The following is a 13,993-nucleotide window of genomic DNA, read 5'->3' on the forward strand; positions in this document are numbered from 1 at the left end:
TGTAAAAAAGCAAAATGTCCTACTATAAATTAACTCTTTAAACAATCTGAGTTGTAATCATCCTTTCAACTTAAATTAAATTTTGGAAATATTTAAACTTGTCAACGCTTTCATTTTATCTTTATTACTGGTCACTGAAATTCCAAAAAGGAATACTTAGTATTATTATTTTAAATATTTTAGTTTTTAATTATATTAAAACAATTCGATTATTGGTATATAATCATTTTATTTAATATAAAGCTTTCAAAATAAACAGGAAAGGTTGTTATTTAGTGGAGATTAGACACCTTCAGACATTTCAAATCGTAGTAGAAGAACAAAATCTAATACAAGCAGCTATGCGTCTTAATTACTCGCAGCCTACTGTTTCAAAACATCTACAACATTTAGAAGATGAGATTGGCCTACCTCTTTTTGAGAAAGTAGAGAATCGAAAAAAATTAACTACAGCTGGTGAAATTCTATATGAGCACGCAAAAAATATTTTAAATGAACTGTTTACTCTACAAAGGAAAATGGAGGAATCTAAAGGGGAAAAACAAATCATTCGTGTTTGTGGGTTAGATGAATTTTGTGACCACTTTTTCCTACCACAAATAGTAAATTTTCAAAAAAAGAACAAAAATGTTTTGATAGAGGTTCATACAATCAATAGTAGTGATGATGCACTGAAAAAGTTAATTCTTAATGAGGTTGATTTTGCTATTATTCATGGAAGACCTTTAAACTCCAACATTTCTCATAAATGCCTTGATAATATCAATTTGGTGCTATTTTCGTCGAGTGAAGTGGCTAATAACCCTTCTAAAATAGAAGATTACCTAACGAAATTTCCTGTTTTGGTTGATCTTAGTGTTCCCTTAATTAAATTTGAAATATTAAAAAATGGAACGCATTTTCCAAATATTATTCACTGTAATAGTGATGAAACGATTAAAAATGGAGTTCTCAAAAGTCCATATCTTGGAGTTATAGGGACTGGCAGAATAAAAAAAGAAATCGAATCAGGAGCTGTTACTATTTTGGAAACGTATTCTTCAAACGTTCCAGTCAAACTCATTGCACTAACAAAGAACTTAAGTAACCCGATTTTTCAAGACTTTTATACTTTGATTAGTAAGGCATATAGTTCGCGAGACAAGAACTAGATAGCAAAACCCTGTGATTCCGAGGCTAGATAACTGCCGACAGATGGACAAGATATTATGCGAGGGCGATGAAAAACTTACGTTCATTCGTTTTAATTGTTTCTCAAACAAGAATAGGCAACTTTCGTTCAAAATTGAACGAAAGTTGCCTATTTCTTTGCATTATTTTTACTCTTTTTCTATCAGAGTGTTAGAATCCTTGTATTCACATATCAAATACAGCCATGGATGATGCTGTATCATACCCATGTTGTTGTATGTCAGGAGCCCATACAATAATAACCAGAATTGCTTCGGTTCCTGGCATTATGCACTAATTTTAACGCCGTGCACCATATTCTTTTTTTATCCTTGATATTTTATAAATTTGATTGCTTACTGGCATTGCTTTAAAACGATTATAAAACATTGGGAGGACAAGACCCACATAATCATCTAAAAATTTGTTTTCCATCCTTTCTTCTATTAGCACTCTATACTTCACCAATGCACTAACAATCAGCTTTTCATTTGGCTCAGACATACTAATTGACTCTATATGTTGGATCATTCTAGTCTTTGACCGCAAAATCTTCTCTACTTTTTTTTCATAGTCTTTCGCATTTTTTACTTCCACTATCATATTTACTACCGTTATTACTTCAATCACTTGTAATCCTCCATGCGCAAATATCTAATACCCTTTACTAATGTTAGCATATTACATCATTATTCTATTGTTAAAGGCGTGACTTTAGATTTCGTCGTACTAATTTTCGATAGAATGGGACCTATGAAGCTAATTAAGCTGATTGTGTGAGCGGAGGTGAAAAAATAGCAAAAACACAAAATAGCATGAATACATTTTTTGTGATACTTCAATATGTTTTCTATTGAGTAGCTATTAAAAATACCCTACACTGAGATTAAATATTTGAATGGAAAATATTTGGAGGTGGAGCTTTTGGATTACAGTTTGTTGGAGCAACATTTAGAAGATTGAAATGGTTTAAAGAATATAACGTAATGCTGCTAAACTCTGATTTGAAAACAGATAAATATGTAATTGAAATTGACAGTATTAATACTGATATTGCATTTATGTTATGCCAAAGTCATATGTATTCAATCTTTTGTGCTTTTCAAGAGTTAGTAAAATCTCATTACTACTCTATGTCCGCTAATTTGGTTGAAAGAGAACTAAGAGACAAGGGAGAAATTGAATGGAGTAATTATTGGAAATATGATATAAAAAATTACCACTTCAGAAATGTAATACCTTATTTTTATTCAATACTAGACTATATAGGAGTTATGATTAACGAATTAAGCAAAGGCCAGCTAATCAAAAATGAAAAACAGGTTTATTTTCACACTATAAAAAATCTATTGTCTGATAGTAACAAAAGAGATTCTTTAGGCTGGTTGTCTAATAAAGATATTAAAATACTAAATGAAATTTTTATCCACATATTCGTTGGTATTAGTAATGAAGAAAAAGAAATATTAAAACACTTTAGAAATACATCAACCCATAGATATCTTGTTGGTATTGACGAAATGACAGTTTTTATCCATAGAGAAAAAGTAACTGAAAAGGACAAACAAATATTTGGTGTAGAGGGAGACTTTAAATATAGCGTCAAAGGAAAACCAAAATTTAAGTTTGATGACTTAGCAATACTTGCAGAAAAATTAATCCACAATTTAGATTTAGTTATATCCAAGTTAGTGGAGTTAGATATTATCAATAATGTTGTAAAATTAAAAAACAGATTTTGACAATGGCAGCAATACTGATTAGTAGTTTGTGATGTAACACCAAGTTAGAAACTACCTATTTTTTTATCCGAATGGAGAATGCAACAGGAATATCGACCAGTTCCAGGAACCCATACATTTTAATAATAAGAATCGCTTAGTTTTCTGGCATCAAACACTATGATACCTATCAATTGCGATACTGAATTCTTTATGTGCGATCCAAAAAAATGATGAAAAAGTGCGACTTGCTTCTTCTCGATACAACAAAAACAACATACGACATAACTGAAAATAAATGCAAATTACGCGAAAATGTCACTTATCTAAAATTATGTCGTATGTCAGTTTTACCATTTAGTATTATTAAGTATTTTAAAAACAACTGCGAGAAATATACGTGTTACAAATCGTTTAGACTCCTGGTACCAAACACTATTTTCGATTTAAACGAAAGGATTATAAATCTAATTGATCGAAACCCTCAAATATCTTACGTCTAATATCTTCAGGGGATTTAACATCGAATAGTGGCATATCGATAGCCACAGCCTTTTCAAATCCATAGTGCTTTTTCTTTGCAAGTCCATTTGAAGTAGATCTCCATGTATTTTCTTTATGTTGAACATCAAAATCATCATTAACAAAAGGATCCCAAAAAGCCCAATGGTCAGATACTGCAGGTAGTCGATTCCAATACGTCTGATCATACTTATATCTCACGATGGACAAAACCGGAATACTTTGCGTATCATCTCCAGTTAAATCGACCATTACTCCATACCAGTTCAATTCCCGAATATCATCGATGCCGGTAGGAGGTGTAGTAGATTTTACATACAGTTTAATAAAATTTTTAATAAACCAGCCACTAAAATCACTATCAGATTTATATCTCATAAATCTTGGAGTGATCGTTACATATCCTAATTCTTCACCAACCCTATCTAATTCACTAAATAAAATACTTAAATTCTCATAGGTTTCCATTAAAATATTCGTTGCTTGAAACACGCTTTCTCCATTATTTGCTATTGAAGACATAAGGCTGCTCCTCTACTAAATGATTTTTTGACCAATTCCAAGTTGAACCAATAATAGTACTCTCATTTTGATAGACATAGGGATCATACTCAATTTTTTGATAGAATATTTTATTTTTAAAACCACTAAAACGAACAAGTCGTTTCACTTTTAATAACTGCTCAACATCATTGAGAATTAATTGCTGAGCCTTTGATATTGCAGTTTGCTTCATTAAGTTAAGTGCAGTGTGCAAATCTTCCCAATTTGCAAAACCAATAGAAACATTTGGAGAAATCTTGTATCTAATATCAAGTTCTTGTTGCACTTGCTTTTGAATAACATAAGGCGATACAAAAATAAGATAGGCTTTCCTATTGAGCGATAATTCTTCAAGCATATGTGAATACTTCGAGAGCTGATGGACACTCTCCTCATAATTTATTGGTTCATTTTCCATAAATTCATCTTCAGAAGAAATTCCACTCGTATATTTCACTTCGATTCCAATAAGGACATCATCAAAATCTATTAATAAATCAATTTCTCCTTTAGTATGCTGAGGCCAAAACTTATAATTGACTTCATAGCCACACTTTGATGACAACATCTTATTCCACTCTACTGTTTCTTTTGCATTACCAAATTGTGTTTGCAACAACACACCTTTTAATCCTTCTTCAAACGGGAGATACCTTATAGCACCAAAGAAATCACCAGTTAACTTGTCTTCTAATCGATCTGATAAATTACTACCCGATTGGGATATCTTCCCTTTTATTTCGCTAATCAATGCAATCTCCTACCTATCTTCTAATATCTTATAATAAGAAACTTTTCTTTAGATATGCAATGCCAGCCACTTCATTAAATATGGTCTGTCATTATTTACTGGTACCTCATACCACTCAGAACAAAGAAAATATTCTTCCCCATATATTTTAAGTGGAACTGAATAATATCTTCTAGGGCTTATTCCTCGAGTTAATGCTGCCCTCTGCAGAAGTTGATATTGAATATCAAAGGTTTCTTTTGAATGTGTATTAGTTTGCATTTTCTCAATTTCTTCTTTTGTTACCTTGCCATCTTCAAGCATCTTCCTAAGGACAGTACGAACAATAACACCTATTTTCATTTCATCGAGTCCATCTATACCCTGTGATTCTATCGATTCAAAAATTTATTCCTATTTTTATTCATTTTTGGTTTTATCGAATTAATTAACTTAGTTTTAATTTAGTGGGTATTATTAGTTTCATCGAAATACAACTTAATGTCCCTACTGTCTTCAAGTTTTCTTATTGTGTTATCTTCTACAATACATTTGTAATCACCTTCATTTAAATAATACAAAAATTAAAGATGCTAATTTTAGAGTAAATCCTTTATGATAGAATCATCAAATATTTTATAGGGTGAGTAAAATGAAAAAGTCAGTCCATGTCGTTGGAGCAATAATTGCAAATGAAAACAAAGAAATTTTCTGTGCACTAAGAGGGCCAGAAATGTCTTTAGCAAACTATTGGGAGTTTCCTGGTGGCAAAATTGAAGTTGGTGAAACACCTCAGCAAGCATTAAAACGTGAAATAGCGGAGGAATTTGATTGTTTGATTGAAGTTGGTGAAAAAGTAGAAGATACCACTTATGAATATGACAAAGTAATCGTTAGACTAGAAACATACAAAGCAAAACTATTACAAGGTACACCGATTGCTTTAGAGCATGCTGATATGAAGTGGGTAAAGCTCGAAAACTTACATAAACTTAATTTCGCACCAGCAGATATTCCAACTGTTGAAAAGATTTCTAAAGAAAAGTAGTTGTTTGGAAAATTTGAATGAAATGAAGTGATTTAAATGGAACAACTGGTTAGCAAAATGAAGAATTCTTTATATAAGGGTTTTATAGATCAGACTAATCCCGTATCGGGACATTTTAAACCAAAGCTACTATCAAATAAATCACATGAGAATGTTTTATCAACACTTCTTCAAGAAATGAAAACATGTGAAACCTTCATTTTTTCAGTTGCCTTTATTACAGAAGGTGGTTTAGCTACATTAAAAACAATGCTCTATGACCTACAGTTAAAAGGAATTAAAGGTCGTATTTTAACATCTACTTTTTTAAACTTTAATCAACCGAAAATGTTTAAAGAATTATTAAAATTTAAAAACGTTGAAGTCCGTTTAACTGGTGTGAAAGGATTTCACTCAAAAGGCTACATATTTGAGCATAAAGACTATTATTCATTAATCGTTGGAAGCTCTAATTTAACGGATAGTGCATTAAAAGCTAATTACGAGTGGAATGTCTTTCTAACTTCTTTAGAAGATGGCGAAATCATCCATCACTTTAAAAACCAATTTGAAGAGGCTTGGAATGAAGCTTTTCCTTTAACCACAGATTGGATTAACAATTACAATCTTAGTTACGAGCAACAACCATTCATTAAACAAGCAGCTTCTAATGTATTTCAGGTCAACGCAGAATATTTAACAAATCCGTTAGCAGATAGCCTAGCTATTCAACCAAATAAAATGCAAACGGCAGCTCTCGAACAATTAAAAACACTTCGAGCAACAGGGGCAGAAAAAGGTCTCATAATCTCAGCTACAGGTACAGGAAAAACGTATTTGTCAGCATTTGATGTGCGAAACTTTGCTCCTAAAAAAATGCTTTTTGTTGTTCACCGAGAACAAATTTTAAAGAAGGCACTTCAAGATTACCGAAAAATATTAGGTGGACATGAAGATGATTTTGGTATTCTTTCAGGTAACTCAAAAGAAGTACATGCTAAGTATTTATTTGCAACTGTTCAAACCTTATCTTCAAACAGACACTTACAACAATTTGCAAAGGATGAATTTGACTACATATTAATAGATGAAGTACATCGTGCAGGTGCAGATTCTTATCTATATATTATTAACTATTTTGAACCCGAATTTTTGCTTGGTATGACGGCTACTCCAGAACGTACGGATAGTTTTAATATTTTTGAACTCTTTGATTACAATATTGCTTACGAAATTCGACTGCAAGCTGCTCTTGAAGAAGAAATGCTTTGCCCATTCCACTACTTTGGTGTGACCGACTTTGAAAAGGATGGCGAAATAATTGATGACGCTTCAACTTTGCAACGTCTCGTGTCAAATGAACGTGTACATCATATTCTGGAAAAAATAAATTACTATGGATATTCCGGAAAGCACGTTCGAGGATTAATGTTCTGTAGTTCGAAGGAAGAGGCCCACGAACTTTCTGCAGCTTTAAATGCTCAAGGAATTAAAACCACTGCTCTTACAGGTGATAATTCTCAGGCGGAACGCGAAGATGCTATTAGTAAATTAAAACAGTACGAATTAGAATATATTTTAACAGTGGATATCTTCAATGAAGGTATTGATATTCCATTTTTAAATCAAATTGTGATGCTGCGCCAAACACAATCAAGCATTATATTCATTCAACAACTTGGTCGCGGCCTGCGAAAACACGATACGAAAGATTACGTGACAATTATTGATTTCATTGGTAACTATAAAAACAACTACTTAATTCCAATTGCTCTTTCTGGCGATCAGTCCATGAATAAAGATAACGTACGTCGCAACACCGTAAACACAGATTATATCCAAGGAATTTCAACTATTAACTTTGAGGAAATTGCGAAGAAACGCATTTTTGATGCTATTAACAACACTAATCTATCAACTTTAAAAATATTAAAGGATTCTTACATGGAAGTGAAAAATCGCCTTGGCAAAATACCAACGATGCATGATTTCATCGAACAAAATTCCTTAGATCCTGAGGTAATTATTAGCTATTCAGATAACTATTATGAATTTCTTTTGAAAATGAAAGAAGAAATGCCAATAATTACAGACTACGAAAAAGGTATTTTAACGATGCTTTCAAAAGAATTTTTAAATGGGAAAAGAATCCATGAAGTTCTATTAGTAGAGGAGCTACTTCAAAATGACTCTATTGAAAAGGACAAGTACATTGTAAAACTAAAAGAGTTTGGCACATTTGCGGACAATGAAACAATTGAATCCGTTGAAAATATATTTGCATTAAAGTTCCATATTACTAATGATCAGAAGATATTTGGTTTCAAACCTATCATCGAGTTACATAATGGCAATTATCGATTTAATGAAGAAATTCAAACAAGCTTGCTTGATCCATTCTATAAATCTTTTTTTAAAGATATCGTAGCTTGTGCACGAATTAAAAACATACAATATGATCCTAGTCGTCAACTTACTCTTTATAAAAAATATTCACGAAGAGATGTTTGCCGCCTATTAAATTGGGCAAAGGATGATTCCTCCACCATATATGGTTATCGAGTGAAGCATGGCACTTGTCCAATTTTCGTGACCTATCATAAAAAAGATGAAGTAGACTCCAGTGTAAATTATGGAGATGAATTTTTATCGGCAGATATATTCCGTTGGTTCACAAGAAGTAAACTAACGCTAGAATCCAATGAAGTAAAAGCTATTTTATCCGCTAAACAAACTGGGCTAAGTATTCACCTATTCACAAAAAAAGATGACGGTGAAGGATTCGACTTTTACTATATGGGGACAACTTCTATTGCAGAAAGCAGTCCTAAAGAAGAAGAGATGTACGATAAAAATGGAAAGATAATCCCTGTAGTGACAATGAATATGGTACTCGAACAACCAGTACAATATGATATCTATCATTATTTGGTAGAAGAATAGTTCAAAAAGATGACTCTTAAGTATATATTCTTAAGGTCATCTTTTTCTTTTCAAACTATCATTCTTAATGATACGGTTCAGCTTAATGTATCTAAATTCGATTTTTATGTTAAGTTGAATCCAAATCACTTAAATATAGTTATTTAATAAAACCACATATAGAAATACTAATTTCTATATCACTGCTGTGTAATGCATAATAATGGTACATAAAAATGCGAGATAACGATGCTGAGAATTGCAAAGAAAAATACATAGTGTTTAGAGCAAGATTTCACGTGGAGAGGTGGGTATAATAGCCTGTTTTAGCTAGAGCTAGATTCTTTGGTTTTCTGGCTTCTAGGCTCATGAATTGTGCCCGCAGAGGCTCCATGTAAAATCAAATTGACCTTTGTATAATACTTTGCAATACTATGTACGTTCCCTTTGCAATTCTCTGCAGTTCTTTTTTGCAATATACAATTGATTTACCTTCAAGCATTAAATATACTTTCTTTTAATACTATTTATTAACCTTCTGAAAGTATTTTTTTGGCTTCCTTAAGGTCAATTTTGGCTTTATGTCCGTGTTTCTCTAACAGGTGTAGGAGATTGCTGCCGTTTAGTAATGTAAGTGGTTTATCTTTTGCGAAGCTATATGCATCTGGTCCATAGTCAGCAGTTGATACCAAGATTCCTTTAGTAGCACCTTCATTGAGAACAGTTCCGTATAAATCTCGAACAGCTGAAACTCCAACTACATTTGTGTATCTCTTTGCCTGGATAACAATCTTGCCACCCCTTATTGGATCAGAATCAAAAGCAATAGCATCAACCCCGCCATCTTTGCTTGCCCTTGTTATTTTCACTTCACTCCCTGATTGATTAAATTCTTTTTCAAAGAGTTCTCTAATTAGGTGCTCAAAATCCTGCCAATCCATTGCTGCTAAGTTATCGGTTTCATCAAGTGAGTCAGCTACATCATACGAAGATACAAAACGTCCATCTTCTCGGTCGATTTTTAGGATCGGAGCTATTGGAGAAAGACTATGCAATTTGCTACTACCTATCCCTTTTAAACTTTTAAAACACTTTTTAGGGTCTACATGGGAAAGTTTTATATCTTCAAATTCTTCTTTTATTGTTTGAATTGATAATATACAGGCATTTACTTCTCTCCCTGTTGCTTTATCTATAGATCTAACCCATCCATTTAAAACAATCGACTGAATTGCCTTAATATCATCTGCTTCAAATAATTCATGAATTGTACGTAAAGTTATTTGATAAAGTAAATTATCATACATTCTATTAAAAACAGATTCAGATAGATAAATTTCTTTGAATTCATCTTTGGTTTGTATATATTTCACTTCTTTTAATGTTGGGATATGTTCAGGAGAGGGTAATGAATACTCTACAATTAGTGTTTTTGTCAATGGATTGTAATCTAGTTCATATTCTTGAGGAAAGCCTTCTGGATAAACAGAATTTGACAACACCATATCACAATACTCAATGATTGATGAAGGAATTCCATTTGCATAACTTACTTTTTGGTTTTCAACTGCTTCATTGTTTTTCTTCTGTTGTTGAAAAAAACTCTTCTCCTCTTTTTCCCACTCTCCCAAAAGCTGTTCATATTTATTTTGATCTTCTTCGTTAGTTTTAGTTATCTCCTCTTTTTTATTTAACCACTCATTGTAATTTTTTTTAAACAATTTACTTACTTCATCAATTTTCTTTTGTTTTTTAGAAGGAAAAAGCATATCAAATAATCCTAGATTAGGCTTATATATATCATCACTTTCTTTGGGTTCTCCTGGAAATTCTAATGCTTTTGGTTTTTGCGGTTTTCTTTTATCAAAAGTAGTATCATCTTTAAGTTTGTCCCAATTAATTCTGTCATCTACGTCAAGTGTATGTGACAGTGTATTTTCAATTATCACAAGTCGTTCAAAAGCCTCATCTGATAGCTGTATTGCCAATGCTTTCTTTTGCTCCTTTTCCAGCGCTGCTTTTTCTCTCGAAACTTTTTGTGCATGTAACTCTTGTTTCTTATCCCACATTTCATCCCAATTTTTTTTTTGCATTTCAGCTTTTTGATTAACAACAAAATAGTCGGAACCTTTAATTACTCTATACTTATTTAACCCTTCGTGCTTTATCTCAATTGCATACATTATCCATTCACTCCTAGTCAAATTTACCTTTTATTATTTATTTTAATTGTATCTCAAAATCAAATAATATTAAATATTCTAAAAACATAAACCGTAATTAATTCTCACATTTTTAAATGGATTGATGCTTTCAAAAGTTAGCTTTAAAGCTTTATAAACTAGGATAATAATGTCAAAATACTTAATTGCACATGGCCAATGAACAAGTAAAGTGAGTAGTAGCCAATAGTAGGTTTTGAACACTATGTTCTTATCAGCTCAGCCGGTGAAGTTTTAGCAAACGTTATTGATTATGACAAAGATGATTATTGCGAAAACAAGTTTGACGAATGGGCTCATCCAGAATGATAAATAAAACTTATTTGCAAGTAATGCTAAATACGTTGGTATCGGTTCTTTAGTCTCCAAATAATTCTTTCAGCTATACTTCCAGAGTGAGTTATATAATCAGTTATTCCTAAGATTATAAAAGCTAGTTTCCTAATTCACCTACGTTCTAATTGCCACAATATATATTAATCGTTTTTGCCTCTTTGCGATTTTATACATACGACTTAATTTAGTCGTATGTCCAAATATCCAAATGTCGAAAAGTTGATCGTTATGTAATTTGAATTCATATTAGAACTTTACCTTTATCGTCTGTTATATCTAATAAGTACTGACAAAACGTTTCAATTATTTCCCTTTCCTCCTTTGGCAACTTCATATATTCTTCCTTATGTTGCTCTGATAATTCTTGCAGTTCCTTGTAACTAACTTCTCTTTCTTGTACAGTACCTTCCATCTCTATTGCCTTTTGCTTCGCATCAGCTAGATTCGTAAAAGCATACGCCATTTCCTCATCTTCTGTGAAGGAAGCTATACCATCTGTATGTTTGTAGTAGTGCTCGCCTATTTGCACAACATAATAAATAACCTCTTTCAGTGAATCCAAAGTGCACCTACTTCTCTTTAAAAATAATTAGTTTTCATTTCTCACAATTTATCCATTATACAATAACTATGTTCAAACTGAAGTGAAGAAAATAATAGGTCCAAAGGTTGAGAAATTTATTCTGACCAATACGTATTGTATTCTATTTAAACTCATATTTCACGATATCCCGAATATCCTCCTTTTCCACATATCCGAAATGCTAAAAAATGGAATTTAAAACCATGTGATTTGCATGCTATAATTCTATTGGTTATTAAGGAAAAAAACAGAAATTCTATAAACAATAGGAGTTACTTATGGGTACAAAAAAAGAGGAAAAACCTTCGACAGAGGATTTAGCAAGAGAGAGAATAGTTACTATATATAGGTACAATAACAAAAAGTTATTACTAGTCTGCAAGGCAGCTATAAAAGGAAAAACAGTTAATCTGTTTGCTGCATTAGATAAAACAGGGATCACTTTATACGAGTATAAGGAGACATATGAAAACAAAGTCAAGCAACTGGAAAACCACAGCTGGGTAGAATGGAACCAGGTCATAATCGATCACTATTTCATTAAGTCCACATTTGGTTTTTCAGGTAATAATAACGGGTCTTTGTCGATTTCATTCACTTCAAATGGCAAAGAAGCACAACAAATAATCACAAACAACACTGATTTAAATATCCAAGTTGTTTCGCGACCATTGTATAGAAAAATATTAGGATTTCGTTCATGGAAGACGTGGAAGATGATTACTGCAATCGCCATGTATGTCGCCATCTTATTTATCATTACTAACGAATTTACATCTGAAAAAATGGACGAAAAATTGGCTAGTTTGGCAATAACATTAGAATCATTAACACTTCTTGGTTTAGTAATCGGTTTAATAAAACCGAAGTATGTTTTACCTTTTTCATCTATTAAAAACAGAAAAAGAATTGGAAAGGTTTATGGTACGCTTCTTTTAGTATTTTTTATTATTAGTCTCATATTCTTACCTGACGCTAAAATTAATCAGGCTCAAATTCCAGATGATGTTGATGGTTCAACTATAACCAAAGAGGAAGATACAAACGAAACCGTTGCACCATCAAAACAGGTGGATAAAGATACTATTAAAGAAAATATTCTTCCTATTTCCTCTAAAACCAAGTTAGTAGAAAAAAAAGAGGAGCCGAGTAGTCCGATAAGTACAGCTTTAACTTCTGCAGTTGTCACTCGCTTCATTGACGGAGATACCATTAAAGTAAAAGTGAATGGTAAAGAAGAGACTGTACGTATGATTCTTGTTGATACACCAGAGACAAAACATCCTAAACTAGGTGTCCAACCATTCGGACCGGAAGCAAGTTCTTTTACAAAAGATGCTTTAACTGGGGAAGAAATAGAACTTGAAAAAGATGTCTCCGATCGCGACAAATATGGACGATTGCTTCGGTATGTGTGGATAGACGGAAAACTTTTCAATAAAACATTAATTGAAAAAGGGCTTGCTCGTGTAGCAGTTTTCCAACCTGATGTGAAGTACATTGACCAATTTAGAGAACTACAACAAAAAGCACAAAAACAAGGTATCGGTATTTGGAGTATCGAAAACTACGCTCAGGAAGATGGTTATCATACAGAAGAGAAAAAATCAGCAACAGCTGAGACTCCAAAATCACAACCCCAACCGAAACAAGAAAAAAAACCAACTACTTCAGGTTCCTGTAATATAAAAGGAAATATTAGCTCCAGTGGAGAAAAAATTTTCCATGTCCCTGGAGGGCAATTTTATGATATTACAGAACCAGAGGCAATGTTTTGTAGTAAAGCTGCAGCACTGGCTGCTGGATACCGAGCATCGAAGAGATAATTTCCTGTAAATTTATACCTCTGTATTTCTATGTCTTCTAGATATTTATACAAAAACAACTCCTCTCTTGTTTCTCGTAGAGAGGAGTTGTAATTTTCATTTTGAAATAATGCCTTTCCTACTAAGCTAGGATAATCAAATCTAATATAATGCCCAAATCGATAAAAAAATACATACACCTGCTAATATAAATAAAATGAGTGAGGTTTTAAGACTCTTTCTGAATTTAATACCATAAGCACAAAAAAAGATAGCAGCAGCTAATTTGGAACAGCTTTGAAAGTAAGCATTATCTGAGAATACTGAACTGCTAAAAATAATTGAGACAAGTAAGGTTGTAAAGATTAGTATTTTAAACCACAAAGGCTCTTTTAAGAATTGCTTAAACATA

11 protein-coding genes are annotated in these 13,993 nt (G+C 32.3%); 5 read left to right on the forward strand and 6 right to left on the reverse strand.

What is annotated here, in order from left to right:
- The first annotated feature begins 275 nt into the window (after positions 1-275).
- The gene (locus ACTSKG_RS10970) at positions 276-1,151 is read left to right on the forward strand and encodes a LysR family transcriptional regulator (RefSeq protein WP_464754661.1); all 876 of its coding nucleotides are present in this window, start codon (positions 276-278) and stop codon (positions 1,149-1,151) included.
- A 319-nt stretch (positions 1,152-1,470) separates the two neighbouring features.
- Here the strand turns inward: ACTSKG_RS10970 and ACTSKG_RS10975 are convergent, their stop codons facing one another.
- The gene (locus ACTSKG_RS10975) at positions 1,471-1,800 is read right to left on the reverse strand and encodes a hypothetical protein (protein ID WP_464754662.1); all 330 of its coding nucleotides are present in this window, start codon (positions 1,798-1,800) and stop codon (positions 1,471-1,473) included.
- A 329-nt stretch (positions 1,801-2,129) separates the two neighbouring features.
- Between ACTSKG_RS10975 and ACTSKG_RS10980 the strand changes: the two genes are divergently transcribed.
- Positions 2,130-2,912, forward strand: coding sequence for a hypothetical protein (locus tag ACTSKG_RS10980; RefSeq protein WP_464754663.1), 783 nt, complete (start codon positions 2,130-2,132; stop codon positions 2,910-2,912).
- Positions 2,913-3,350: 438 nt separating this feature from the next.
- Here the strand turns inward: ACTSKG_RS10980 and ACTSKG_RS10985 are convergent, their stop codons facing one another.
- From ACTSKG_RS10985 to ACTSKG_RS10995, 3 genes are read right to left on the reverse strand one after another with little or no spacing between them, the layout of a single operon-like run.
- Entirely contained in the window at positions 3,351-3,935 is a 585-nt protein-coding gene (locus ACTSKG_RS10985; RefSeq protein WP_464754664.1) for a hypothetical protein, read from the reverse strand.
- Entirely contained in the window at positions 3,916-4,707 is a 792-nt protein-coding gene (locus tag ACTSKG_RS10990; RefSeq protein ID WP_464754665.1) for a hypothetical protein, read from the reverse strand. Before ACTSKG_RS10990 ends, ACTSKG_RS10985 begins: the two co-directional genes overlap by 20 nt.
- Positions 4,708-4,755: 48 nt before the next feature.
- Entirely contained in the window at positions 4,756-5,049 is a 294-nt protein-coding gene (locus tag ACTSKG_RS10995) for a hypothetical protein (RefSeq protein ID WP_464754666.1), read from the reverse strand.
- A gap of 289 nt (positions 5,050-5,338) precedes the next feature.
- Here ACTSKG_RS10995 and ACTSKG_RS11000 point away from each other — a divergent pair, with 289 nt between their 5' ends.
- Entirely contained in the window at positions 5,339-5,734 is a 396-nt protein-coding gene (locus ACTSKG_RS11000; RefSeq protein WP_464754667.1) for a (deoxy)nucleoside triphosphate pyrophosphohydrolase, read from the forward strand.
- Positions 5,735-5,770: 36 nt separating this feature from the next.
- Entirely contained in the window at positions 5,771-8,656 is a 2,886-nt protein-coding gene (locus ACTSKG_RS11005) for a DEAD/DEAH box helicase (protein ID WP_464754668.1), read from the forward strand.
- Positions 8,657-9,165: 509 nt separating this feature from the next.
- Here the strand turns inward: ACTSKG_RS11005 and ACTSKG_RS11010 are convergent.
- Complete coding sequence (locus tag ACTSKG_RS11010) at positions 9,166-10,818, reverse strand: restriction endonuclease (RefSeq protein ID WP_464754669.1); 1,653 nt, start codon at positions 10,816-10,818, stop codon at positions 9,166-9,168.
- 616 nt (positions 10,819-11,434) lie between these two features.
- A complete protein-coding gene (locus ACTSKG_RS11015; RefSeq protein ID WP_464754670.1) occupies positions 11,435-11,755 on the reverse strand; it encodes a hypothetical protein in 321 nt (106 codons plus the stop codon).
- A gap of 299 nt (positions 11,756-12,054) precedes the next feature.
- On the opposite strand from ACTSKG_RS11015, the gene ACTSKG_RS11020 reads away from it, so the two are divergent.
- Complete coding sequence (locus ACTSKG_RS11020) at positions 12,055-13,602, forward strand: thermonuclease family protein (protein WP_464754671.1); 1,548 nt, start codon at positions 12,055-12,057, stop codon at positions 13,600-13,602.
- Positions 13,603-13,993: the final 391 nt, after the last annotated feature.

The organism is Psychrobacillus syltrankelensis, from assembly GCF_055454035.1.